General features: G+C 66.7%; 22 protein-coding genes and 1 tRNA gene. 8 read left to right on the top strand and 15 right to left on the bottom strand.

Features of this window, described 5'->3' with window-relative positions:
* Positions 1 to 130: 130 nt before the first annotated feature.
* Together ACFOY2_RS27995 and ACFOY2_RS27990 are read right to left on the bottom strand one after the other, a co-directional pair.
* Complete coding sequence (locus ACFOY2_RS27995) at positions 131 to 811, bottom strand: DUF4145 domain-containing protein (protein ID WP_379531048.1); 681 nt, start codon at positions 809 to 811, stop codon at positions 131 to 133.
* Positions 812 to 1,413: 602 nt separating this feature from the next.
* Complete coding sequence (locus ACFOY2_RS27990; protein ID WP_379531047.1) at positions 1,414 to 1,869, bottom strand: GntR family transcriptional regulator; 456 nt, start codon at positions 1,867 to 1,869, stop codon at positions 1,414 to 1,416.
* 138 nt (positions 1,870 to 2,007) lie between these two features.
* Here ACFOY2_RS27990 and ACFOY2_RS27985 point away from each other — a divergent pair, with 138 nt between their 5' ends.
* From ACFOY2_RS27985 to ACFOY2_RS27975, 3 genes are all read left to right on the top strand, one after another.
* Entirely contained in the window at positions 2,008 to 2,277 is a 270-nt protein-coding gene (locus ACFOY2_RS27985) for a hypothetical protein (RefSeq protein WP_379531046.1), read from the top strand.
* A gap of 624 nt (positions 2,278 to 2,901) precedes the next feature.
* Positions 2,902 to 3,699 carry a GntR family transcriptional regulator gene (locus tag ACFOY2_RS27980; protein ID WP_379531045.1) on the top strand — a complete coding sequence of 266 codons (798 nt, stop codon included), beginning with the start codon at positions 2,902 to 2,904 and terminating at the stop codon, positions 3,697 to 3,699.
* A complete protein-coding gene (locus tag ACFOY2_RS27975) occupies positions 3,614 to 4,336 on the top strand; it encodes a hypothetical protein (RefSeq protein WP_379531044.1) in 723 nt (240 codons plus the stop codon). The genes ACFOY2_RS27980 and ACFOY2_RS27975 overlap by 86 nt, the downstream gene beginning before the upstream one ends.
* A gap of 128 nt (positions 4,337 to 4,464) precedes the next feature.
* On the opposite strand, the gene ACFOY2_RS27970 is transcribed toward ACFOY2_RS27975, so the two are convergent.
* Positions 4,465 to 4,546, bottom strand: a tRNA-Tyr gene (locus tag ACFOY2_RS27970).
* A gap of 318 nt (positions 4,547 to 4,864) precedes the next feature.
* Between ACFOY2_RS27970 and ACFOY2_RS27965 the strand changes: the two genes are divergently transcribed.
* A complete protein-coding gene (locus ACFOY2_RS27965; RefSeq protein ID WP_357819320.1) occupies positions 4,865 to 5,365 on the top strand; it encodes a YajQ family cyclic di-GMP-binding protein in 501 nt (166 codons plus the stop codon).
* 149 nt (positions 5,366 to 5,514) lie between these two features.
* On the top strand, positions 5,515 to 6,102 hold the full coding sequence (locus ACFOY2_RS27960; protein ID WP_379531043.1) for an NUDIX hydrolase: 588 nt from the start codon (positions 5,515 to 5,517) through the stop codon (positions 6,100 to 6,102).
* Between the two features lie 108 nt (positions 6,103 to 6,210).
* Here ACFOY2_RS27960 and htpX read toward each other — a convergent pair whose 3' ends face one another.
* The 7 genes from htpX to ACFOY2_RS27925 form a co-directional block, all read right to left on the bottom strand.
* Complete coding sequence (gene htpX / locus ACFOY2_RS27955; protein ID WP_379531042.1) at positions 6,211 to 7,062, bottom strand: zinc metalloprotease HtpX; 852 nt, start codon at positions 7,060 to 7,062, stop codon at positions 6,211 to 6,213.
* A gap of 107 nt (positions 7,063 to 7,169) precedes the next feature.
* Positions 7,170 to 8,690, bottom strand: a complete 1,521-nt coding sequence (locus tag ACFOY2_RS27950; RefSeq protein WP_379531041.1) for an NADH-quinone oxidoreductase subunit N — start codon at positions 8,688 to 8,690, stop codon at positions 7,170 to 7,172.
* Positions 8,687 to 10,327, bottom strand: coding sequence for a complex I subunit 4 family protein (locus ACFOY2_RS27945; RefSeq protein WP_379531040.1), 1,641 nt, complete (start codon positions 10,325 to 10,327; stop codon positions 8,687 to 8,689). Before ACFOY2_RS27945 ends, ACFOY2_RS27950 begins: the two co-directional genes overlap by 4 nt.
* Positions 10,324 to 12,276: an NADH-quinone oxidoreductase subunit 5 family protein gene (locus tag ACFOY2_RS27940; protein ID WP_379531039.1), complete on the bottom strand. Its 1,953-nt coding sequence runs from the start codon at positions 12,274 to 12,276 to the stop codon at positions 10,324 to 10,326. The genes ACFOY2_RS27945 and ACFOY2_RS27940 overlap by 4 nt, the downstream gene beginning before the upstream one ends.
* The gene (nuoK, locus tag ACFOY2_RS54755; protein WP_449290144.1) at positions 12,273 to 13,082 is read right to left on the bottom strand and encodes an NADH-quinone oxidoreductase subunit NuoK; all 810 of its coding nucleotides are present in this window, start codon (positions 13,080 to 13,082) and stop codon (positions 12,273 to 12,275) included. Before nuoK ends, ACFOY2_RS27940 begins: the two co-directional genes overlap by 4 nt.
* Positions 13,082 to 13,786, bottom strand: coding sequence for an NADH-quinone oxidoreductase subunit J family protein (locus ACFOY2_RS27930; RefSeq protein WP_379531038.1), 705 nt, complete (start codon positions 13,784 to 13,786; stop codon positions 13,082 to 13,084). The genes nuoK and ACFOY2_RS27930 overlap by 1 nt, the downstream gene beginning before the upstream one ends.
* The gene (locus tag ACFOY2_RS27925) at positions 13,783 to 15,153 is read right to left on the bottom strand and encodes a NuoI/complex I 23 kDa subunit family protein (protein WP_379531037.1); all 1,371 of its coding nucleotides are present in this window, start codon (positions 15,151 to 15,153) and stop codon (positions 13,783 to 13,785) included. Before ACFOY2_RS27925 ends, ACFOY2_RS27930 begins: the two co-directional genes overlap by 4 nt.
* 210 nt (positions 15,154 to 15,363) lie before the next feature.
* On the opposite strand from ACFOY2_RS27925, the gene ACFOY2_RS27920 reads away from it, so the two are divergent.
* Positions 15,364 to 16,545 (top strand): serine/threonine-protein kinase, encoded by a 1,182-nt coding sequence (locus ACFOY2_RS27920; RefSeq protein WP_379531036.1) that lies wholly within the window; start codon positions 15,364 to 15,366, stop codon positions 16,543 to 16,545.
* Between the two features lie 42 nt (positions 16,546 to 16,587).
* Here ACFOY2_RS27920 and ACFOY2_RS27915 read toward each other — a convergent pair whose 3' ends face one another.
* The 5 genes from ACFOY2_RS27915 to ACFOY2_RS27895 all read right to left on the bottom strand — a co-directional run bounded on the left by ACFOY2_RS27915 (position 16,588) and on the right by ACFOY2_RS27895 (position 20,814).
* Positions 16,588 to 17,556: a hypothetical protein gene (locus tag ACFOY2_RS27915; RefSeq protein WP_379531035.1), complete on the bottom strand. Its 969-nt coding sequence runs from the start codon at positions 17,554 to 17,556 to the stop codon at positions 16,588 to 16,590.
* A gap of 68 nt (positions 17,557 to 17,624) precedes the next feature.
* A complete protein-coding gene (nuoH, locus tag ACFOY2_RS27910) occupies positions 17,625 to 18,569 on the bottom strand; it encodes an NADH-quinone oxidoreductase subunit NuoH (protein ID WP_379531034.1) in 945 nt (314 codons plus the stop codon).
* 411 nt (positions 18,570 to 18,980) lie between these two features.
* Complete coding sequence (locus ACFOY2_RS27905) at positions 18,981 to 19,547, bottom strand: NADH-quinone oxidoreductase subunit C (protein WP_379531033.1); 567 nt, start codon at positions 19,545 to 19,547, stop codon at positions 18,981 to 18,983.
* On the bottom strand, positions 19,544 to 20,008 hold the full coding sequence (locus ACFOY2_RS27900) for an NADH-quinone oxidoreductase subunit B (RefSeq protein WP_449290143.1): 465 nt from the start codon (positions 20,006 to 20,008) through the stop codon (positions 19,544 to 19,546). Before ACFOY2_RS27900 ends, ACFOY2_RS27905 begins: the two co-directional genes overlap by 4 nt.
* 434 nt (positions 20,009 to 20,442) lie before the next feature.
* Positions 20,443 to 20,814 carry an NADH-quinone oxidoreductase subunit A gene (locus ACFOY2_RS27895; protein WP_357819023.1) on the bottom strand — a complete coding sequence of 124 codons (372 nt, stop codon included), beginning with the start codon at positions 20,812 to 20,814 and terminating at the stop codon, positions 20,443 to 20,445.
* A gap of 446 nt (positions 20,815 to 21,260) precedes the next feature.
* Between ACFOY2_RS27895 and ACFOY2_RS27890 the strand changes: the two genes are divergently transcribed.
* The gene (locus tag ACFOY2_RS27890; protein WP_379531032.1) at positions 21,261 to 22,733 is read left to right on the top strand and encodes a polysaccharide deacetylase family protein; all 1,473 of its coding nucleotides are present in this window, start codon (positions 21,261 to 21,263) and stop codon (positions 22,731 to 22,733) included.
* Between the two features lie 33 nt (positions 22,734 to 22,766).
* Entirely contained in the window at positions 22,767 to 22,853 is an 87-nt protein-coding gene (locus ACFOY2_RS27885; protein WP_357819317.1) for a putative leader peptide, read from the top strand.
* Positions 22,854 to 22,941 lie beyond the last annotated feature (88 nt).

The raw sequence follows: 22,941 nt of genomic DNA, 5'->3' as shown, positions 1-22,941 counted from the left end.
TGGAGCCCTCAACCGGAGGAACAACCTTGGCCCCGTGGCCCTGGCCTGCTCGGCTTGTCCCGGGGCGATGGTGGGCGGGATGATCACGCTTCCCCCTCAACCACCTACGGCCCTACGCACCACGCGGCGATCATCCCGGAGCCGGAGCACCCCCGCCGGAGGCATTCTGCTGTGCCTCATCTCGGCGCTTCTTGAACGCGTTGAAGCGCCCAGTAAATAGGTACAAATAGTCCAAGAGAGCTTCGGCCAATTCGAGAGCATCCTGCGCGTCTTGGCGAGCGACTGGACGCCCCGTGAAGTGGGCTGCTTGGTTCCCAAGTACGCGAAGCTCCTGCGCCCACTCCAGAAGGCGGCCTTCGATCAGCCCCTGACGCTCCATCTCTTCAAGCGCGCGGACCAGGTTCGTGGCTGTGATGTTGTGATGGGAGCAGACCCCTTCCAGCGCTCGTCGGACCATGACGACGGTAGCCGTATACGCGTCGGCATTGAAACAACGTTCCGCTTCCCGGTGCTCTCGGCGCAGTTCTTCGGGGATGGCAACTGAGCGGACATAGCTTCGCTCATCAGAGATGGGCCAGACCGCATCCGCTCGCGTGGAGCGAACACGCTCTTCCTCGGTGTAGTCATCCCAGATGAGCTCTTGGTAGAGCACGCTAGGCGCAGAGCAGTGATAGCACGTGGCGATGGCTAATCGAATCTTCTGGCCATCGTGCTCGCCGCTCCGGCCAGTCACAAGTTCTGCCTGCTCCTCGGCTGCCTGGTCTTCACCGCAAGCCCAACAGTTGATTTCGTACTGGAAGGACGATGTCACGACGGCAATGTAGCGAGACCTGATCGCTGACGGGTAGGGATTTTGAGCGGTGCGGCCCGAGCGCGGGTACGCGCGAGAACGGCCCCCAGGCCGCACGCGCAGCGTGTGGCCTGGGGGCGGCCCGCGCTGGCGGCGCGGAGCGCCGCCCTTGGTACCTACAAGAACTATTCGGCAGCGTGCTTGTTATGCGGCACTCAGTTACGGCAGCCGTAATAGTAGGCGCGTGGAGGCGTTCTCCGGAGTCGCAGACGATCTTTTCGCTCTCCTGTCTCCGAGGAGCGCGGATGGAAAACTGGCGCTAGGCAGGGTCGAGCAGTACCGCGAGGAAGTTTACGCCAGGCGCGGATCTTGGCCTGAACAGGCGTGAGATGAGGAGTGGGAGGGCCCCGTCTCAGTACATGAGGATGGAACTGTCCTAGCTATGCGCCTACTGCCGAACTCAATCCACCCGCAGCCTCGATCCGCAGAATCCGCAGAATCCGCAGAATAGACGCTACGACGTGTCCAGGCAGGTCAACTAGCTTGCCGACGTCAGCTGCACAAGGATTCCGAACGGTCAGTAGATTGCCGCAGTATTCCGCAGAACCGCCGCCTGCCGAGGATCACTCGCCGGGTGGCGGTTCTGCGGTGATCAGCTCCACCTGATCCCCGCGCAGAACCTTTCGGTGCTTCCGCGGCCCCGGAACAACCTCGAACACTGGCACGCCCTCCGGCATCCCACCGAACTCCCGCAACTCAGCGGACGTGGCCAGTTCCCGCCGCTCGTCCGGCGTCGGCATGCGCGTGATCACACGCACCCCAGCCGGCACCGGGTACGGCTCGCGGGTCGGCTCAACGGCCACCATCGACCCCCGCTTGCGCACCGTGGTGATGCGTCCCTCGGCGCGGAGGTGGGCCAGGGCTTCGCGTACTGTGTCGCGGCCCACCTCGTACATCTGTGAGAGCTGAGCCTCCGAGGGCAACCACGCTCCGGGCCGGTAGCGGCCGGCCGTGATGTCATCGCGGATCGCAGCCGCGACCTGCCGGTAGACCGGCACCCCAGAGCTGTAGTCGATCACGGCACACAAGCGTTACAGGGCTATATTGCCATGAGCCTTGTGGCCATGAGGCCCTAGCGTTAACGTGGGCAAACATCACTCTGCGAGGATTTTCAAGGAACCAATTATCTGAAATTAGGACGGAAGGCGCAATCTCACATGGCTACGGTTCGCGAGGCTCTGTCTGACCCTGATCTCCGTGGTGCGTTCAGACGGTTTTACGTCTGGCGCGACTCCGACGGCGTGTGGCACGCCAGGCCGCTCCCCAAGCTGACCAGGGAAGAGATCGCCTACCGGATCCTGCCGGAGTTGGTCGCCGACTCCCCCATCCAGCTCGCTTACAAGTGCACGTGGCAGCGGAGCCGCCGCAAAGTTCACCGCTACCTGCAGAAGTACGCTCAGAGGAGCGCAGCCCTTGAGTCAGCCTGAGCCGCCGCAGGTACGGTGGGAGCCGTACCAGGGTCCGTCCCGGGGCAACGCCCGGATCACGGAGACCTCGTGTTGCGGGGCGTACGAATGGGTCGCCCAGGGCGGACACTTTCTCGTCCTGCGCCCCGCCAGCGAACCGGGCCGCTATGAGGAAACGGCCAGGGGACTGTACCGGCAGGCACGCGAGGTCTGGGCGGCGCTCCTGACCTTTCATGCCCTCCAACACCAACGCGAGGAAGCTGCTCGTGCCGCCGCCGAGCGACAACACCGTGCTCGTAAATCTCGTGGTAAGCGAGCCGTGTGAGTCGCGTCCGCGTTCATGTGATGTCCACCCCACCCGTCTCTGGTCACAATCTGCGGGTTTCTGCGGCATAGCGCGGGGCCTCGACCTCGCGCATCTGAGCCATACCGTTAGCTGACCTGAAGTGCTTCAACAGGTTCTGCGGATTGCGCGGCTGTACCAACAAGATCGCAGCTCGTCGCCACACGGCAACAACCTGGTGTCACCTCGCGTCCGGCACGCTCATGACGGGAAAGGAATTGGGGGACGTGAGGCCGGTAAATCCTGCTGGCCACACGCGCCCGCCCTACCCTGGAGACACTGTGCCTCGGCGAGGGAGCGCGATGAGCAAGGCGACGGATGCCCCTACCTACGTTCGGATAGCCCAGGACATCCGCAGTCGTATCCTCCAAGGCGATCCCCCCGCCGGCGCCATGCTCCCCTCCGAGGCCACGCTTGCCCGCACGTACGGCGTCGCGCGAGGAACGGTCCGCCAAGCGGTGGCCGAACTGGAGCGCTCAGGACTGGTGGCGAGCGAAGCCGACCGGGGCCGGCGCGTCATGGGCAGCGACCCTGCGACGGCCACTCGCGCCGCGGCCACGCAGTACGAGACGATCGCCGAGACGCTCCGCAAGCGCATCGACAGCGGCGCTCTCGTCGCCGGCCAGCAACTCCCCGGTGAGGCCGCCATCGCCGAGGAGTTCGGCGTATCGAAAGGCACGGCCCGCCAGGCGCTGCAACTCCTGGCCGGCGAACGGCTCATCGCGGCCATCCACGGCAAAGGTTGGTTCGTCGGCGGCCCCGAACACGCGCAGACCCGCGCAGACGTGGTTGCCGCCGAGTTCCGGAAGGACATCGCCACAGGCAAGATCGCCGTGGGATCCGTCCTGCCCGGGGAGAACACACTCGCCCAAGAACGCGGAGTCGGTCGCATCACCATCCGGCGCGCTTTTGCGCTCCTGGAGCAGGCTCAACGCTCGCCGCCCAAGATCACCGATAGGGTGCGCCAGAAGCAAAGGAGCCCCTTACGTGTCACCCTCAGCCCCGTTAGCTTGGATGGCGGCCCTCGCCGCCGCGGCCTACCCCACCTGGGACACCTGGAAGAGCTGGTTCGAATGGTCCTCCCTGTTCACGGCGTCTAGCCTGTCCGAGGAGTACTACGCGAGGGACTACTACGGGGGCTTCACCGAGGGCATCGTGGGCTGCGTACGCTTGTACGACTCGATCGACCGCTCGCCGTTCCTGCCGTTGCGCGACGACCTCACCACGCTAACCGAACTCGCGACGAGCTGGGCCGTGCCTGTGCTGGCCGTGCTGGTCGCCCTCGTGCGGCGGCATTCGGCGACGGCGGGACCGCGTACCGCCTGGGTGCTGGCGCTGATCGCGCTCGTCCGGCCGCTCTCGGCCGACTACGAGGGGGACGGCATCTGCTCCGGCTCGCTGCCCATGTTCACCCCGGACTGGTTCGAGGCTCTCTCCGGCGGCTGGGGGCTTTGGGAGCTGTGCCTGCTGGCGGCTGCCCTGCTGGTGCTGCTCGCATCCGGCTCCGCGGCACCGCCGATCTCTGGGCGGCGCGCTCTGACGGCGGCCATGGACGCCCTGGTGGTGTACGGGCTGGTGGCCCTCGCCCGACTCCTCACCGGGGACGAATCCCTGCGCGTCGGCCTGCTGCACCAGCTCCAGTTCGACGGCATCCGCGATGACTCCGCCCGGCTGCTGGTGCTCGTGCTGCCGGTCGGCTACCTCCTGTGGAGATACGGCCAGCGGAGAAAGAGGTGAGAGAACGGTTCACGGACGGATAGGCCGTGAGAGGCCGTAGGACACCGGTGATCGCCGTCACCAGCCGGACACAACGTGAGAGGCCCGTCACCGCGTTGCCGCTGGTGACGGGCCCCTTCCCGCTGGTGTGGCAGGTGCAAGGTTCGAACTTGCGTAGGCTGAGCCGACGGTTTTACAGACCGCTCCCTTTGGCCACTCGGGCAACCTGCCTTGTCATCCGCTCTCGCGGCGACAGATAGAAGAATAGCGGACTTCGGAGGTGTGCGTGACACCGGTTTGTCCCGAGCCGGATCTCTGGAACCCGATGCGCCGAGACGGGGAGGTCGTGGCGGAGTCCCGAGGGGTGTTGGTGGGCTGTGAGCTTGGGCAAGGCGGGTGGGGTGAGGGGGGACGAATCTGGATGCTTGCCTGTACAGGGGTCGGGGTCCTGCGCGGCGGGCCGATGCTGGCTAGGCTCGTTCGCTGGGTCCACGCGTTTGGCGTACGCCGGGGAAGCAGGATCCGGATAGTGCTTTCGCAGCCGAGAGGATGGGTGTTTTGGCTGATTCGTCTTTCGACATCGTCAGCAAGATCGACCGGCAGGAGGTCGATAACGCGCTGAACCAGGCGGTCAAGGAGGTTGGGCACCGGTTCGACTTCAAGGGCACCGGGGCGAGCATCAGTTGGTCCGGGCAGGACAACATCGAGATCAAGGCGAACAGTGAGGAGCGGGCTAATGCCGCGCTCGACGTGCTCAAGGAGAAGGTGGTCAAGCGGGGGCTTTCGCTGAAGATTCTCGATGCGGGCGAGCCCAAGCTGTCGGGCAAGGAATACCGCATGCTGGTCAGCCTCAAGGAGGGCATCGACCAGGAGAACGCCAAGAAGATCTCCAAGCTGATCCGCGACGAGGGTCCCAAGGGGATCAAGGCGCAGATTCAGGGTGAAGAGCTGCGGGTCAGCTCGAAGAAGAAGGATGATCTCCAGGACGTCATTGCGCTGCTCAAGGGCAAGGACCTCGACATTGCCCTCCAGTTCGTGAACTACCGCTAAGCGGGCATGAGAGCGTACGGCTCTGGGTTTGATCGGAGGACGGGCGCATCCGGGGCACATGACCGAGAGCGCGTTGGCCATGAGGGCGACGCGGTTTCTCCTGTGCCTCGGGCCGCTTCGCGCGCGCTCTGAACGTAAGCTCGGTATTCGTGACAAAGATCCCCGTGCGCCGCTTTACGGCGCGTGCGCTGCCCCTTGACGACCAGGACCGGGTACTTCTACTTCGCGGCTTTGATCCGGCTCAGCCAGATCTGCCGTTCTGGTTCACGATCGGCGGCGCGATGGAGGGTGGCGAGACGTTGCGGGAGACCGCGGCGCGCGAGCTGTTCGAGGAGGTCGGGATCCGGGTCAGTCCGGACGATTTCACCGGGCCGTACGGGACCAACACGATCGAGTTCACCTGGGCCGACCACATCATCACGCAGGATCAGACCTTCTTCGCGATTCGGGTGGGTGATGCGGCGGCCGTATCGTTCGAGCATATGGAGCAGGTCGAGAGGGATACGACGACCGGGTATCGGTGGTGGAGCGCGGCGGAGTTGGAGAGCACCGAGGAGATGTATTTTCCGGAGGATCTCGCGGTGGTTCTGCGGGGGATCACGGCGACTGCCCCGGTTCCCTTGACCAGTCCGACGGCTCCGACTGCTTCGAGGAATGGGGCTTCCGGGGATCCCAAGGCTTCTCAGGGTTCCGAGTCTTCCGGGGGTTACGACGGGGTTTCCCGAGTGGTCGAGTAAGCGTCTTCTCTGTGGTCGGTTCGCCGCCGGGGTTCCGTAGTTCGCGTGACGACGTCCTCTCCCCCCGGTCGAAGCGTTGGGACGGCCTCGACCGGGGCTGCTTCGGTGTCAGCGGCGGTAGCCGGCCATGCGCTCCAGCCGGGCGACTCGCTCGGATGTGGGCGGGTGCGTTGAGAAGAGGCGGCCGAAGCCGGAGCCGCTGAACGGGTTGGCGATCATCATGTGGGACGCCGAGGTGAGGCGGCTGTTCTCGGGGAGCGGGAGCCTGCGGGCGCCCATCTCGATCTTGCGGAGTGCCGAGGCCAGCGCCAGAGGATCGCCCGTGAGCCGGGCGCCTGATTCGTCGGCCTGGAATTCTCTTGTTCGGGATATGGCCATCTGGACCATGCCGGCGGCCACCGGTCCGAGCACCATCATGAGCAGCGCGCCCACGAAACCGGGCCCCTCGTCGTCGTCCGAGCCGCCGAAGAAGACCGCCACGTAACTCAGCCAGGTGATCATCGTGGCCAAGGCGCCGGCCACCGAGGAGATGAGGATGTCTCGGTTGTATACGTGGGACAGCTCGTGGCCGATCACGCCGCGCAGTTCGTCCTCGGTGAGGAGTTGGGTCAGGCCGTACGTGACGCACACGGCGGCCTTGCGGGGGCTTCTGCCCGTCGCGAAGGCGTTCGGCTGCACCGTGGGTGAAATGTACAGGCGTGGCATCGGCTGGCGGGCTTCGGTGGAGAGCTCCCGTACGATCCGGTAGAGCGTTGGCTGCTCGACCTCGCTGACCGGCCTGGCCCGCATGGCCGACAGGGCGATGCGGTCGGAGAAGAAGTAGGCGACGCCGTTGCTCGCCAGGGCGAGCATGAACGCGATCTGTACACCGGTGCCGCCGCCCAACCACGCGCCCACCGCGATGATCAGCGCCGACAGACCGCCCAGCAGTACGGCGGTGCGCAGACCGTTGTGGTGCAAGGTTCCCCCCTTCGTGGTCTGGGTTCACCAGGTCCAACGACTGTGACCCGGTGCTTCGTTCCCCGCCGTGCCCGGCCGGGGGCGGAGTGCGACTTCGTCCCCTGCGATCAGAGCGCGGTCAGGTCCAGCGCCAGTTGCGGGGCGAGCGAGAACAGGACCGCCACCGCCACCGCCAGGCCGATGGCCGGCCAGGTCGTCGGGGGCGGGCGGTGCGGGATCCGCGCTTCACCTGGGGTGAAGAGGCGGGCGGTCCAGGTGGCGTAGTAGTAGAGGCCGATGACGGTGTTTGCGGCCATGATCACGGCCAGCCAGCCGGTGCCGCCTTCGACGAGTTCACGGAAGACGAACACCTTGGCGAACAGCCCGGCCAGGCCCGGCGGGAGCCCCGCCAGGCAGATCAGGCAGAACGCCAGCGACAGGCCCGCCGCCGGGCTGCGGAGGGCCAGGCCACGGTAGTCGTCGAGTTCGTTGCCGGCGGACGTCCTGGAGACGAGCAGGACCACGGCGAAGGCGCCGAGGTTCATGGCGGCGTAAATGAGCAGGTACGCCATGGACGCGCCGACCGTCGTGATCGCCGATCCGGACCCGGCCGCCACGGCGAGCGGGGCCAGGACGTAGCCGGACTGCGCGACTGAGGACCAGGCCAGCAGGCGCACGGCGGAACGTTGGCGCATGGCGAGCAGGTTGCCGGCGGTCATGGTCAGCGCGGCGATGATCGCGATGATCGGGGCCCAGGTGGCGGCCTGTCCGGACAGGCCTATGGTCAGGACGAGCATCAACCCGGCGAACCCGGCCGCCTTGGAGATGACCGACAGCAGGGCGGCCACGGGGATGGGGGCTCCCTGATAGACGTCGGCGGCCCAGGAGTGGAACGGCACCGCGGCGATCTTGAAGGCGAAGCCCGCCACGACGAGGACGACGCCGACCGTGACGACGGCGGGCAGATCTTGACCGGTGGTCAAGGCCGCACCGTCCGCCATGCCCGGGGCCGGGATCCGGCCGCTGAAGACGTCCGACAGGCGGGACAGGTAGACCGTGCCGGCCAGGCCGTACAGGAGGGAGACGCCGAAGAGCATGACGGCGGTCGACACGACCGACACGACGAAGAGCTTCACGGCGGCCTCGGACGCGCGGCCGTCGTAGCGTCTCATGGCGGTCAGGGCGAAGACTGGGAGCGAGACCAGTTCGAGTGCCACCACGAGCATGATCAGGTCTCGGGACGCGGGCAGGGTCACGGCGCCCACGAGGGTGCAGAGCAGGAGGAAGTACCACTCTCCTACCGGAATGCCGCCGCCCGCCAGTTCCGTCATCGACATCAGGACGACCACCACGGCCGCCACGAGCACCAGAACCCCGAACGTCAGCGTGAACCCGTCCACGACGAACGAGCACAGCCCGCTCGCCCGCTCGGGAGGGACGCAGAACGTGGACCTCGGCCCGCCGCCTCCTGTCGCCTGGGCGATGACGAAGCCCAGGGAGATCAGGATGCCTGCCATCGTGACCAGCCCCAGGGCAGGCTTGGTGCGCGGGCGGGCCGGGAGGAACACGTCGAGCAGGAGGACGAGCCCCGCCACCAGGGCCAGCACCAGGGGAGGCGCGATCACGAAGTAGTCGATCTGCTGGATCATGAGAGGGCTCCCAGCAGGGTCTGGACGGCCGGGGTGGTCAGTGACAGGAGGAGGGCGGGCCAGAGCCCGAACAGCAGGGTCAGGACGATGAGCGGCGTCCACGACCCGAGTTCGTGAGATCTGATGTCGTCCGGGGTCGGTTGGGTGGGGTGCTCCTGAGCGATCGTCGCGGTGCGTTGTTCTGAGGAGCCGAGAAGGAGAGGGGCGCCGGAGGTCTCCGGGGTGGGAGTTGGTCGGCCCTGGGGGACGGCAGGGGTCTCCGGTGTGTGGGTTGGGCGGCCGTGGGTGACGCGGGAGAGCATGACGATGAAGTAGGCGGCCGTCAGGACGGCGCCCAGGCCGCCGATCACCATGTACGTGAGGAACAGCGGGCGTGGCAGCCCGTTCGCCGGTTGGAAAGCCCCGAGCAGCGCCAGCATCTCGCCCCAGAACCCGGCCAGTCCCGGCAGCCCGAGCGAGGCGATCGACGCGAACGTGAGCACCGATCCCAGCCTCGGCAGCGTCGCCAGCATGCCACCGCCCAGGGACGGCATGTCGACCGTGTGGTAGCGGTCCTTGATCGCTCCGGCCAGGAAGAACAGCAGGCCGGTGATCAGGCCGTGGGCGACGTTCGCGAAGAGGGCGCCGTTGATGCCCACCGGGGTCAGCGTGGCGAAGCCCAGCAGGACGAAGCCCATGTGGCCCACGGAGGAGTAGGCGATCATGCGTTTGAGGTCGCGCTGGGCGAGGCAGGCCAGCGCGCCGTAGACGATCCCGACCACGGCGAACGCGCCCAGCCATGGCGCCACCGCCGTCGCCCCCTCCGGCAGGGCGGGGATGGCGATCCTGGCGAAGCCGTACGTGCCCATTTTCAGCAGTACGCCCGCCAGCAGCACCGACCCGACGGTGGGAGCCTCCGTGTGGGCGTCCGGCAGCCAGGTGTGCAGGGGCCACATCGGGCTCTTGACCGCCAGACCAATGCCTATCGCCACGAACGCCAGGATCTGCACGGATCTGGACATCCCCGCGCCGTGGGCCGCGTTCAGCGCCTCGATGTCGAGCGTGCCGGTCTGGGCCCAGATGAGGAGCAGGCCGAGCAGCATCACCACGGAGCCGAGCAGGGTGTACAGGATGAACTTGACCGACGCCGCCCTGCGCCGCTCGCCGCCCCAGATGCCGATCACGAAGTACATCGGGATGAGGACGATCTCGAAGAAGACGAAGAAGAGCAGCAGGTCGAGGGCGAGGAACGTACCGATCATGCCGACTTCGAGGACGAGCAGCGTGAACACGAGCGCCCTCGGCCTGTCCCTCGTGAACTGCTCGCGGGCCCGGCCGTCGCCCCAGCACAAATAGACGAAGCACAGGAACGTCAGCAGGGCCGTGAGCGCGATCAGTGGCAGCGAGATCCCGTCCACGCCGAGGTGGAAACGGAGCCCGAGCCCGGGGATCCACGGCCGGTCGACCTCGAACTGCGGCTCCGCGGCGCGGCCGTAGTCGAACGTCGCCACCAGCAGTGCGGCCAGCGCCAGGGTGAGGCCGGAAAGGATCAGTCCGTACGTGCGGAGCAGCGGGCGCAGCGCGTTCGGGGCGATGAGGAGCAGGAGCGCTCCGATGAGCGGCACGGCCAGGAGGGCGATGGGGAGCCAGCTCGTCATGCGAACACCACCGCCCCCACCGCGATCAGCAGGACGCCGGCGAGTACGCCGCTGACGTAGAGCTGGACGTTGCCGTTCTGCGCCAAACGCAGCACTCCGGACAATCCGCGCGCTGTTCTGCCCGAGCCGCGTACCGCCCCGTCCACAACCTGGTCGTCCATTCTGACGACGAGCCTGGCCAGGGCCAGGACCGGACGGACGAACAGCGCGGCGTACAGGGTGTCCACATGGAACGCGCGCTCGCAGGGCAACCTGAGCGGGCCGAGCATGCGCGCCGGGTCGGCGACGGGGTCGATGCGCCAGAACGCGTACACGGCCCCGGCCCCGAGCGCGGCGAGGACGACGCTGGTGGCGGCGACGCCGGGGTTCAGGTGCGGTTCGCCGGCGAAGCCCAGCAGGAGGGCGGGGATCGCCAGGAGGATGAGCGGTACGAGCATCGTCCTGGGGGCCTCTCTGACGTCCACGACGTGTGCCGTCCCCGGCTCCGGTTCAGGGAGCGCCACGGCCCTCGGCCGGCCGAAGAACGTTCGCAGCCAGGCTCTGGCCGCGTACGCGCCGGTGACGGCCACGGTCGCGAGCGCGCAGCCGTACAGGAGGAGCGCCGCCGCGTCCGTCAGGCCGCCTGTGGACAGCGCCTCGTCCATGGCCAGCAGGACGCCGTCCTTGCTGAAGAAGCCGCTGGCCGGAGGAAAGCCCATCAACGCGGCGAAACCAATGGTCATCGTGATGAACGTGACCGGCAGTTCGCGGCGCAGGCCGCCCATCTGGGCCATCAGGTTGGAGCCGACGTGGTGGATCACCGCACCCGCGCAGAGGAACAGCAGCGCCTTGAACGCGCCGTGCGTCAGCAAGTGGAAGATCGCCGCCGTGTCGGAGCCCGCGGCAAGGGCGCCCGCCATGTAGGCGAGTTGGCTGACCGTGGAGTAGGCGAGCACGCGTTTCAGGTCATCTTGGGCCAATGCCGCCAGTGCGGCGCCCAGCATGCCGAGGGCGGCTATGACGGCCAGCACGTCCATCGTGGGGCGGGCCGCCTGGAAGGCGGGGAACAGTCTGGCCACGATGAAGATGCCGGCGGCGACCATGGTGGCGGCGTGGATCAGGGCGCTGATCGGGGTCGGGCCCGCCATCGCGTCGGGGAGCCAGGTGTGGAGGGGGACTTGGGCGCTTTTGCCCGCTACACCGGCCAGCAGGAGCATGGTCGCGGTCACCAGGGTTACCGCGGGCATTTCTGGCACTTTCGCCAGTACGTCGGTGATGCGGAAGCTGCCCGCGGCCGTGCCCAGGGTGAAGATGCCGAACAGGAAGCCGACGTCGCCCAGGCGGGTGACCAGGAACGCCTTGATCGCGGCGCGTGAGTTGCTCCGATCCTCCCACCAGTGGCCTATGAGGAGGTAGGAGCACAGGCCCATGATCTCCCAGCCGACGTAGAGGACCAGGAGGTCGCCAGCGTAGACGACCAGGAGCATGGCGCTGGTGAACAGGCTGATGAAGGCGCTGTAGGAGGGGTAGCGCGGGTCGTCTTTGAGGTAGCCGATCGAGTAGATCTGTACGGCCAGGGCCACGAGGGTCACCAGGACTCCCAGGAGGCTCGACAGGGCGTCGGCCTGGAGGGTCAGCGAGATCGGGATGCCGCCGGTGACTATCGTGCCGTGGGTGTGGGTTGTTGGTGGGGTGGTGGTGGGGGTGCCGGCGAGGTAGGAGAAGCCGGGGCCGGTCCAGGCCAGCCAGGTTGCCAGGATGGCTGAGGTTGTTGTGGGGAGGACGGCGATCCAGGCTGCTCTGAGGGTGGTGCCTCCCCGAGCTGACATGCCCTGTGTGGTGGTGGCGGATGTCGTGCCAGGCTTGGTGTTGAGGGGTTGGCGGTGGTGGGGCCAGCGGGAAAGCAGGAGGCCGGCGAAGACTGCTGCGAAGGGCAGGGCGATGATCAGGAGCGGGATCGACGTCGTCATTGCGTGCCACCTCGCTTGACGGGCTGCTCGCCCTCACGTCCGCCGTTGTCATGCGCTGCGGTCTGCTCCGATGGCTCTTCCCGGTCTTCCGTCTCCTCTGCCCGATCTGATCGGCCTGCCCGGTCTTTCACCCCGCGCCGTCGCGCTGCCTGGTCCTCCGGCTGCTCAGCCCCGCGCCGTCGCGCTCCCTGGTCTTCTGTCTGCTCAGCCCCGCGCGGTCGGGCTCCCTGGTCCTCCGGTTGCTCAGACCTGCGCGGTCGGCGCTCCTGCGTATCCGGCTGCTCGGCTTGGTCCTGTTGTGCTTTCCCCGCCTGCTCGGCCAAGCTCTGTCGGCTTTCTGCTGCCTGCTCGGTCCAGGTCGGGCCGTCCTCATGATCTCTGTGGTGATCTGCTTGGGTTTGCCCGACCTTCGGCGCACCAGTCGGCTCGAGGTCGGGGGTGCGGATCTCGATGCGGGGCTGGGAGCGTTCGAAGGCTCGCGGACTGTGGGAGTCGTCGGTGGGTTCGGCCAGGGCCCGGAGGTGGTCGATGTCGACGGTGCTGCGGTTTCTGTAGAGGGCCAGCACGATCGCGAGGCCCAGTCCGACCTCGGCGGCGGCGATGACGATGACGAAGAGGGTGAGGACTTGGCCGCTGTGCAGGCGGTCGCCCAGCCACACGTCGAAGGCGACCAGGTTGAGGTTGACGGCGTTGAGCATGAGCTCGACCGACATCAGCACGAGGATCGTGTTGCGCCGGGCGAGCACGCCGTACACGCCTATGGAGAATAGGAGCGCGGAGACGACCGCCGGATAGACGATGTGCACTAGTTCCCCCCGCTCTGGTCGGGTGGACGGCTGCCGTCGGCAGTGTCGCTCGCGGTCTTGTCAGAGCCGTCGGGCGCGCGGGTGCCGTCTGTCTCTTGGGGCGGTGGATGGGCTGTGGTTCGGGTCTCGTCGGGGCTCGGTGATGGGCTGCCGTTCTGATCGGTTGGGGAGCCTGCGGAGATGTCTGTGCGGGAGATCACGATGGCGCCGATCAACGCCGCCAGCAGGAGCACCGAGAGGGCCTCGAAGGGCAGGACCCAGGTGGCGAACACGCTGGCACCCAGTTCCTTCGCGGCTCCCGAGCCGGGGGTCAGCGGTGTGTACGCCGTTCGGAAGCCGTCGATCACCACTGTGACCAGGATGGCCGCCGTCGCTATGGCCACCACGGCCGCGATCAGCCGGTTGCCGCTGTCGAGGTCCGCGGACCGGCCGATGGGCGCGCGGGTCAGCATGATGCCGAAGAGCATCAGCACGACGACCGCGCCCACGTAGATGAGCACCTGGACCCATGCCACGAACTCGGCGGTCAGTACCAGGTAACCGCCCGCCAGCGCGCCGAAGCAGACCACCAGCCAGAGGGCGGCGTGGACGAGTTGTTTGGTCGTGACGACAAGCAGCGCCGATCCAACCGCTACCGCGCCCAGCAGCAAGAAGACGATCTCTTGCCCGGTGGGTGACAGGTAGGAGGGCACCGCCTCGGTCACGACTCCTCCTCGGACTCCCTTGTTTCGTCGGGGCCGAGCCGCCCCGGCGGTCGGATGGATCGTGGATCGGCCATCCTGCGCCGGCGGGGGCTCGCGGGAGAAGTTTGCTCCTCCGGATCGGGTGCCGGTTGCGGTTGGCCTGAGGCTGTGGACAACTCTTCTGGCGGTGGTCGTCCTGTGGATGAAGCCGGATCTCGGGGTTGCTGTCCGGACGGGCCAGTGCCCTTACCTGGTGGTGTGGGGCGGCTGGGGTCGTCCGTCTCTTCTGTTGTGGCTGTGCTGTTGTCGGAGGCGTCTGTCTGGCTTTGCGTGCTGGACTTGTCGCCCTCTGCTGGGGGCGGGGTGCCGCCCTCTGGGAGTTCAGGTGTGCGGGCTGTGGCAGGTGCGTCGGGCTGAGGGCGGGACGGCAGGGCGCCTGGGGGGCGGATTCCGCGTACGTTCGCCATCGTTCTGCGAGGGCGGCCGGTTGGCGTGGGTGATTGCCCTTCGCCGGGCATGTCCTTGGTCGGCTCGGCGATCGATGCGCCGGGCGTGGACGGCGGTTCTGTGGCGCTTGGTGTTGGTTTCGGATCTGCGGCGCCACTCGTCGCGTCTGGCCTTCTGGTGCCCGTCGTCGGCTTTGGCTGCGCGGTACCCGCCACCTGGTCTGACCCTGCGACGTCCGGCGCCAGGTTCGGCTCTGCGGTGCCCGGCACCTGGTCCGGCGCTGCGACGCCCGGCGTCGAGTTCGGCTGCGCGGTGTCCGTCGCCTGGTCTGACCCTGCGGTGCCTGTCGTCGGGTTCGGCTCAGTGGCGTCCGTCGCCTGGTCTGGTTCTGGAGGGCTCGGCTTTGCCGTACTCGGTCTGGAGGGGCGTGCCGGGCCGCCTGCTGGGGGCGTTTCTCCTGGGGCGGCCTTCTGCGCGGCCGGTTTGCCGGCACGAGCGGGTGGGCGGCGGGCGGCCGTGAGCTCCTTCGGGGGCTCTGCGCCGGGGTCGTGGGCCGGAGGTGGTGGGACTGTGGGGGCCCACGTGGCCAGCTTGTCCTTCTCGTGCAGGAGGTTACGGATGTCGCCGTCCGCGTACTCGAACTCCGGCGACCAGAAGAGGGCGTCAAAGGGACACACCTCAATGCAGATGCCGCAGTACATGCACAGGGAGAAGTCGATGGCGAAGCGGTCGAGGACGTTGCGCTGACGGGGGCGGCCACCCTCGGGGGCCGGGATCGTCTCCTTGTGGGAGTCGATGTAGATGCACCAGTCGGGGCACTCTCGGGCACAGAGCATGCAAGAGGTGCAGTTTTCCTCAACTAGGGCGATAACGCCTCGGCTGCGCGGCGGGAGGGCGGGCTTGACCTCGGGATACTGCTGGGTGACCGACTTGCGCAGCATGTGGCGAAGGGTGATGGACAACCCTTTCGCCAGACCTACTCCCGGTATCCGCCCCATGCCTCAACATCATGACGTACTTGGCCGCACAGGTGAATGATACAGAGCCTTGTCCCCAGGTTTTCCACAGTCATCCACAGGTTGGCCGGAGGTTATCCACAGGCTGTGTGCATGGGCGGATACGAAGGACGGTAGGGCGATAGTCTCTCGGCCATGCAGCGTAGCCATACGGTCCGTCCCAGTGCCGGGGCGTGGGCGGCCGCCGTCGTGTGGGCCTGCCTACCCCTGTTCACCTGCGGTTTGGCGACCCCGTTCACGATCGGGTTCGCGGCTTTCTGGATGCAGAGCGTCTGGCAGGTTCTCGCCGCGTCAGGCTACCTGGTGAGCATCGGGTCGTTCGTGATCGCGGTACTGGCGTACGGCGAGGACATTCCTGACCCTTTGTCCATGTTGGTGTCGCTGGGGCTTGTGGTCAGTTGGATCGGCGGGGTCATCCATTCCGGGATTCTGGTGCCGTTCATGGTGCGGGCACGGCTCAAGGCACCCACGTACCAGAAGGCAGTTCCGTACCAGCCGACCGACCTGCACCAGCGGACCACTTCGCCCTCCCACCAGCGGCGTCCCGGGGAGCCGGACTGGATCGGGCACTATCGGGTGCTCCAGTCTCTCGGGCGGGGCGGGCAGGGCGCCGTTTACCTGGCCATGGCGCCCAACGGGTCGCGGGTGGCGGTGAAGGTGCTGCATGATCTGGTCGACGAGATGGCGCGGGCCAGGTTCGCGCGGGAAGTGGACGCGGCCCGTCGGGTGGCGACGTTTTCCACAGCCCGGGTGCTCGATGTGAACATCACGGGGCAGCACGCGTACATTGTCAGCGAGTACGTGGAGGGGCCCTCTCTCGAGCAACTCGTCAAGAAGCACGGGCCGCGCGACGAGGACAGTCTGACTCGGCTGGCGTTGTCCACAGCCGGGGCGTTGGCCGCCATCCACAAGGCCGGGATCGTGCATCGTGACTTCAAGCCGAGCAACGTGCTCATCGGGCACGACGGGCCTCGGGTGATCGACTTCGGAATCGCGCGAGCGCTGGATCAAGTGACCATGACGTCCGGGAAAATGGTGGGGACGCCACCTTATATGTCGCCCGAGCAGTTGACCGGGGCGACTGTGGGGCCGGCTTCCGATGTGTTCAGTTGGGCTGTGACGATGATGTTCGCGGCGACGGGACGGCCGGCGTTCGGGGAGGATACCGTGCCCGCGGTGTTCAACCGGGTGCTCACGTTCCATCCGGACTTATCGCCGTTGCCGCCTGCGTTACGTGGGATCGTGGGATCTTGCCTGAACAAGCAGTCGGAGAATCGGCCTTCGGCCTCTGATGTGATGTTGGCGATCGTTCACTGATCGGGTTGATGTACGAAGATCGCGCTGCCGAGGGCTGGCGTGTCAGGGCGTTGCTTCCTGGGTGTTCTTGGTGAGGGCGAGGTACTCGTCGCGGGTCAGGCGGTGTACGGCCAGGATGAGTTTGTTGCGTTTGGCGAAGGTGTTGGCGACTTCCGGGGACCAGGGGCCCGGAAGGTGGTGGAGGGCGCGACCGGGTCTGTCGAGGATGAAGAGGCCGGTCAGGTCCTCGTGATAGTAAAGCAGCAGGCTGAATGCCTGGCCTGGCGATTCGCCCGTGCGTAGTTCGGTTATCACGTGGCTGCCGTGGATGATGCGGATTTTGTCGTACGGTTCGGTGCGTAGGTTGAGGCCCCATGGCAGGCCCAGGACGAATCCCCGTTTTGTGCGCCAGCGGTGCAACCTTGCCCGGACGGGGCGAATGAACAGCAGGGCCGGGCTGAATGCTACTCCCAGCCATTTGACGTGGAGGAGATCCAGGAACATCGAGCCGACCGCGGACAGGCCGCGCCAGGCGCCCCATAAGCCGACAGAGACCAGGTAGGCCATGGTGATCAAGCCGACGGCTCCGGCGCCGATGGCTGCCGGTTTCTGCCACTTACGCAGGGCGCGGTCTGGGAGGCCACGTAAACGTTGCCAGCCGGGAGCGCGGCTCGCCAGCGTCGTGCGTACTTGGTGCGGGGGCTGTGAGCGGGCGTCCACCAGCGGGATGCCGGACTTCGCGATGAACCGCTCCACGTCCGTCTTGTACCACTCGCCCGGTAAGTCGAGCAGGACGAGGCCGTCGGCGTCCAAGGCGGCCATGCCTTTGACAGAGGGGAGCTTAGGATCATGGCCGGATTTCGTGGTGGACTGCTGGACGTATTTATAGGTGTAGAGGGCGGCCGGTGTCACGCGTAGCGAATGGCCCGAAGCGTTGTCGGTGACGGTCAGAGTTGCTCCGTCAGAGATCAGAACGGTTTTGGGGCGTCTACTGCCCTTTGTTGCGCCTGCGATGGGACGGAGCTGATTCATTGGCCATTTCCCCCATTAAGTCGCTGTTCATGTATGACGAAGGAGGGAGATGCGGAGTTTCCGCTCCGTTAGAAGGCGACCTTGATGATACCCGTGAGGGCGAGTTGGAGGAGGGCCAGCGGGACGAGGACGGCCCAGGCGAGCTTTTGGAGCTGGTCCTCGCGCAGCCGCGGGTACGTCACGCGGAGCCAGATCACGACGAACGACAGCAGGAACACCTTGATCAGCGTCCACATCCAGCCGGGCAGGAACGGGCCGTGCCAGCCGCCGAGGAACAGGACGGTGGTCAAGAAGGACAAGACGACGATGCCGGCGTACTCGGAGAGCATGAAGAGGGCGAAACGCATGCCGGTGTACTCGGTCATCGGGCCCATGATGATCTCGGACTCGGCGATCGGCATGTCGAACGGGGGGCGACGAAGCTCGGCCAGACCCGCGAGGAAGAAGACGACGCCGCCGATGGCCTGCCACGGCAGCCACCACCACTGCCACGCTTCGACGATGCCGGGAATCGACAGAGTGCCCGCGGCCATCGCCACGGAGGAGGCCGCCAGGACGAGAGGCAACTCGTACGACATGAGCTGAGCGGCCGAACGCATGCCGCCGAGAACCGAATATTTGTTGGCCGACGCCCAACCGGCCATGATCGAGCCGAGCACGCCGACGCCCATGACGGCCAGGACGAAGAAAAGGCCGAGATCGAGGTTGACGGCGACGCGGCCGCGATCGATGGGGATGGCGATCAGGACGACAAGATAAGGGACCAGAGCCACGCCGGGGGCGATCATGAAGATGCGGCGGTCGGCCGCGGCCGGGATGATGTCCTCCTTCTGGGCGAACTTCACCCCATCGGCGATGAGCTGCGCCCAGCCGTGGAAGCGACCCGCGTACATGGGGCCCAGGCGTGACTGCATGTGGGCCATGACCTTGTGTTCGGTCTGACCGATGATCAAGGGCAGAACCAGGAACACGATGAGGATGACGGCGAAGCTCAGCACCACTTCAAGAAACATTTGGGCGGCTCCTCGGCTCCTAGTCGGTTGGCGAGGCGTGGGTTTGCAGGCAAAGGGCTATTGGTTGAAGCGGGCCTGGGTTGGGGCGGGCCTGGGTTGGGGCGGGCCTGGGTTGGTTTGGTCGCGGTGTGCCAGGCCGGGAATCCTGGCCGGTCGGAGCGGGCCAATCGCGGTGCGCCGGTTGGAGTGGACCAGGTGGCTGGGCTGGACGGGCTGGGCTGGACGGGCCGGACGCGGTGAGCCGGACGCGGTGAGCCGGACGCGGTGAGCCGGACGCGGTGAGCCGGACGCGGTGAGCCGGTTGGAGATGATTGGGGTGGGTGGGTGAGCGGGGTGGGTGTGGAGCGAGGCCCTGTTGGTGCGGAGAGCTTCGGTGGGATTGGAGCTTGGCGGGTTTGGGGTGAGGGAGGGTTAGACATTGGGGGTGCCCCAGTCGGCGGGGACTCCTGGGGGGAGGGTTTTGCGGCGGCTGGGGGCGCCGTGGCCGGATTCGCCAGGCTCTTTGGCTCCGGGCCAGGGTTTGGCGACGCGCGCCGCAAGGATGAAGTCTTTGCGGAGGGGGTTGCCCTCGAAGCCGTCAGGGAGCAGCAATGGGACGAGATTGGGGTGGTTGTCGAAGATGATGCCGAACATCTCGTACGTTTCGCGTTCGTGCCAATTGGCGCCCCGGTAGATCTCTACGGCGCTCGGCAGGTGTGGGGCCGTGCGGGGGACGCGGGTGCGTAGCAGCAGGCGGGAACCGGTGGAGAGGCTGTAGACGTGGGCCACCACCAGGAACGCCTCTGGTGGGTCGTCCACGCCCGTCAGCCAGTCGAAGAACGCGTGGTCGAGGTCGTCTCGGGCGAACGTCAGGAGTTCGAGCCAGTCGGTTGGGGCGACGTCAACGGTGATGTCGCCGTACGACTCCGAGAGTTGGGCTCGGTCACCGAAGTGGGAGGCGAAGCGGTCGGCTACGGGGGGTGCGGTGCCCGCGTTCATGCCTGCTCTCCCGAGGACGGCGGGATGAAGCGGTCGGCGAGATTCTCCCCCGCGATCTTCTCCTGCAGCTTCATGATGCCGTAAAGGAGGGCCTCCGGGCGGGGCGGGCAGCCGGGCACGTAGACGTCCACCGGGATGATCTGGTCCACGCCGTTGGTGACGCAGTAGGAGTCCCAGTAGGGGCCGCCGGAGTTGGAGCAGGCGCCGAACGAGATGACGTACTTGGGGTCGGGCATCTGCTCGTAGAGGCGCTTCACTGCCGGGGCCATCTTGTCGGTGACCGTTCCTGAGACGATCATCAGGTCGGCCTGGCGGGGGCCGTTGGCGAACGGGATCACGCCGAACCTGATGAAGTCGTGCCTGCTGGTCGAGGCCGCGATGAACTCGATGGCGCAGCAGGCCAGCCCGAAGTTGAACACCCACAGTGAGTAGCGGCGGCCCCAGTTGAGCACAAAACGCATTGGTTTGGGCGCCAGCCTGGAAATTGGGCCCACCGTGGGCATCGGGAGATCCGTTGCTGCCATGGTGTCCATTCTTGCCGCGAATCGCAGGTCAGGCAAAGGTTGGGCTGTTGGGTTCGCTCGGGTTCGCTCGGGTTCAGCGGTGGGGCGGCCGGTGGAGGGCCTGGAGTGCGGTGGTAGAAAGCTTGCTGGAGCGTGGGATTGGGCGTGATGGAGCGGGCGCCGCACGTTCACCGGCCGCCACAGGATCGCGAATGCGCCATACCTTCACCGGGCGCCGCACGTTGAGCGGGCGCCGCACGTTGAGCGAGAAGTGGGTTTGGGTCGTTTTAGGGCTTTGGGGGCTCAGTGGCTTCGTGGGGTGTGTGGTGGCGGGTGGCCGTGGTCGATGATGGTGGGAGTGCGGCGGTTGCGGGTTTGGCTCGGGGTGGTGGTCAGGTCCAGGTGAGTACGCGTTTGCGCCAGGCGTACACGATCCCCAGGGCGATGAAGCCCAGGAACACGAACATCTCCACCAGGGTGGTCAGGCCGTAGCCGGGGGCGTCGAAGACGGTGGCCCAGGGGAAGAGGAAGACGGCGTCTACGGCGAACACCACGTACAGGTACGTGAACACGTAGTACCGCACCTGGGACTGCGCCCATCCTTCCCCAACCGGGTCCACGCCGCATTCGTACGTGGTCAGCTTTTCTGGGGTTGGGCGGGAGGGGCGGAGGAGGCGGTTGGCCAGCAGGGCGCCGGCCACGATGGCGATGCCGATGGCGAGCAGTGCGGCGACGAGTACGTAAGACCCGAAGTAGCCGTCCATGACGTGATCGTAACTCCAGGGGCTTGGGTGAGGCCATGGACGGTTCCGGCCAGCCCGGACGGGCCATGGGCGGCGGCCCAGGATGATGCCGTGGGGTGGGTACCTCAAGTCCTCAAGTTAGGTGCAGGGCGACGCTGAGGGCCCAACTTGGGCGAGGGCGGCGTCGGAGACCCGAATTCGGCGCGGGCGATGTCGGAGACCCGACTTGGGCACGGGCGACGGCAGGGGGCGGCTTGGGCTCGGCCGACTCTCGGTTGGGCGGTTGGCCTCAGAGGGCTTGGGTGAGGGAGCTACGGGGGTCGGAGTGGGGTTGCCGAAGCATGGCTCCCAAACTCCAGTGAGTGCCCCCTTGGGGCGAAAGGTAAAACAAAGAGTCGGTCAAAGCCTCGCACCCCTTACCCCTAAAAGGGTGCAAACCGTAAGATCTCCGCCATACCCTGACATCCATGCACAAAATGCGATTCTTCTCAGGAATCGCTCTGCTGGCTTTCTCGGCCGCAGGCTGCTCTCTGGCCGCCACCGATCCCGGGAAGGACGTCGTGGTCCCGGCAGAGCCGACGCTGATCGACTTTGTCGACCCGGCGACCGTCGTCGGCCTGTCCACCGTGACCCTGTCCGAAGGCCACGCCCCCGCCGACAGGTACGTGCACATCAACTATCCGAAGCTGGCCGACGCCCCGGCGCTCAACCGGGTGCTGCGCGCCCAGGCCGAGCGGCAGGTGCGTGATTTCAAGTCGAGCACCAACCGCAAGGTCGGGCCGGAGATGCTCAGTCCGGAGCTGAACGTGGACTGGCAGCTCGCCGCCTCCACCCCGGAGGCCGTCGGGGTACGGCTGCGCACCGGCGAGTTCCTCGGCGCGAACTGGAGCTACTCCACGCGAACCTTCTGGTTCGACCCGCGCAACGGCAGGGCCGTCGGCTCCACGGGGCTGCTCAACGGCCGGGACGGCCTCGGGAAGCTCGAGGTTCTGGTCAAGAACCACCTGAAGAAGAACCACCTGAAGAAGAATCAGTTGACCGACGACCTGTTCGATTCGATGGCGTTCAACCGGAACGGGGATCTGGTGGTGGAGTTCGACCACTGCCAGGTCGGGCCGTGTTCGCTGGGCAGGCAGGCGGTGGCGGTCCCGGCCGCCAAGGCGGGGCCGCTGCTGTCGGATCTGGGACGGCGGGCGCAGCGCTCGGTGCGCGAGCGGGCGCTCACCGCTCTGCGGGAGGCGCCCGAGATGACGACGCGTCCGACGAGCCCGGACGCGGTCAGCAACCGGGCGGGCAGCGTGGACTGCGCCAAGGCCAAGTGTGTCGCGTTGACGTTCGACGACGGGCCAGGGCCCTATACCGGCAGGCTGCTCGACATCCTGTTGAGGAACCGGGCGCGGGCCACGTTCTTCACGGTCGGGATGAACGCCGCCGCGCAGCCGGGGTTGCTGCGCAGGATGAGCGCGGAGGGCCATCTCGTCGGCAACCACAGTTGGGCGCACACGGATCTGTCGAAGCAGCCCAGCAGCAAGGTCGCCGATTCGATCGCGCGTACGGAGGACACGATCTCGGCGGCGATCGGGCAGCGGCCGCAGCTCGTGCGGCCGCCGTTCGGGGCCATAAGCCAGGAGTTGTATGAGGTGGCACGCGAGCGCGGGCTGTCGCTGGTCACCTGGGATGTGGACGCGGGGGACCAGGTCGACGGCAAATCCGGCGACATCACGGACCGGGCGGTGCGTAAGGCGCATCCAGGTGCGATCATTCTTATGCACGACATCCGTCGGGAAAGCGTTGATGCGGTCCCGGACATCCTCAAAAGGTTGCGTGGGAAGGGATACAGCTTCGTCACCGTTCCTGAGTTGTACGGTTCTGCCGATCTGCAGGCCGGACGCCTGTACAGGTCAGGGAACGAGCTGCGGGGTAGGCCTCCCCTGACGTAGCGCACGTGTTGGGGGGACGTATAGTTGGCGCTCGTGACCCGAACCGTCCTGTTCGCCCGCCTGCATGTAGACCTCTGCAGGCTGGCGTCCGGGCTGTGTCGTCGTTGTTCTCCGACCTAACCCTTGACTCCGACCGCGTTTACCCGCTCTTTGCGGGCGGCAAACGCGTGACCTTCCGAGGATCTAGCATGGAAACAGAGAACGCGCC

The organism is Nonomuraea purpurea, assembly GCF_042650645.1.
Classification (GTDB): domain Bacteria; phylum Actinomycetota; class Actinomycetes; order Streptosporangiales; family Streptosporangiaceae; genus Nonomuraea; species Nonomuraea purpurea.
This window is presented reverse-complemented; position numbering and strand designations above follow the sequence as displayed.

What these genes read in the sequence shown, in the direction of transcription:
- ACFOY2_RS27985 (WP_379531046.1), top strand. Translation starts at nt 2,008, where the DNA reads ATGGCTACGGTTCGCGAGGCTCTGTCTGACCCTGATCTCCGTGGTGCG.
- ACFOY2_RS27980 (WP_379531045.1), top strand. Translation starts at nt 2,902, where the DNA reads ATGAGCAAGGCGACGGATGCCCCTACCTACGTTCGGATAGCCCAGGAC.
- ACFOY2_RS27975 (WP_379531044.1), top strand. Translation starts at nt 3,614, where the DNA reads ATGGCGGCCCTCGCCGCCGCGGCCTACCCCACCTGGGACACCTGGAAG.
- ACFOY2_RS27965 (WP_357819320.1), top strand. Translation starts at nt 4,865, where the DNA reads ATGGGTGTTTTGGCTGATTCGTCTTTCGACATCGTCAGCAAGATCGAC.
- ACFOY2_RS27950 (WP_379531041.1), bottom strand. Translation starts at nt 8,690, where the DNA reads ATGATCCAGCAGATCGACTACTTCGTGATCGCGCCTCCCCTGGTGCTG.
- ACFOY2_RS27945 (WP_379531040.1), bottom strand. Translation starts at nt 10,327, where the DNA reads ATGACGAGCTGGCTCCCCATCGCCCTCCTGGCCGTGCCGCTCATCGGA.
- ACFOY2_RS27940 (WP_379531039.1), bottom strand. Translation starts at nt 12,276, where the DNA reads ATGACGACGTCGATCCCGCTCCTGATCATCGCCCTGCCCTTCGCAGCA.
- ACFOY2_RS27925 (WP_379531037.1), bottom strand. Translation starts at nt 15,153, where the DNA reads ATGCTGCGCAAGTCGGTCACCCAGCAGTATCCCGAGGTCAAGCCCGCC.
- ACFOY2_RS27920 (WP_379531036.1), top strand. Translation starts at nt 15,364, where the DNA reads ATGCAGCGTAGCCATACGGTCCGTCCCAGTGCCGGGGCGTGGGCGGCC.
- ACFOY2_RS27915 (WP_379531035.1), bottom strand. Translation starts at nt 17,556, where the DNA reads ATGAATCAGCTCCGTCCCATCGCAGGCGCAACAAAGGGCAGTAGACGC.
- nuoH (WP_379531034.1), bottom strand. Translation starts at nt 18,569, where the DNA reads ATGTTTCTTGAAGTGGTGCTGAGCTTCGCCGTCATCCTCATCGTGTTC.
- ACFOY2_RS27905 (WP_379531033.1), bottom strand. Translation starts at nt 19,547, where the DNA reads ATGAACGCGGGCACCGCACCCCCCGTAGCCGACCGCTTCGCCTCCCAC.
- ACFOY2_RS27900 (WP_449290143.1), bottom strand. Translation starts at nt 20,008, where the DNA reads ATGCGTTTTGTGCTCAACTGGGGCCGCCGCTACTCACTGTGGGTGTTC.
- ACFOY2_RS27895 (WP_357819023.1), bottom strand. Translation starts at nt 20,814, where the DNA reads ATGGACGGCTACTTCGGGTCTTACGTACTCGTCGCCGCACTGCTCGCC.
- ACFOY2_RS27890 (WP_379531032.1), top strand. Translation starts at nt 21,261, where the DNA reads ATGCACAAAATGCGATTCTTCTCAGGAATCGCTCTGCTGGCTTTCTCG.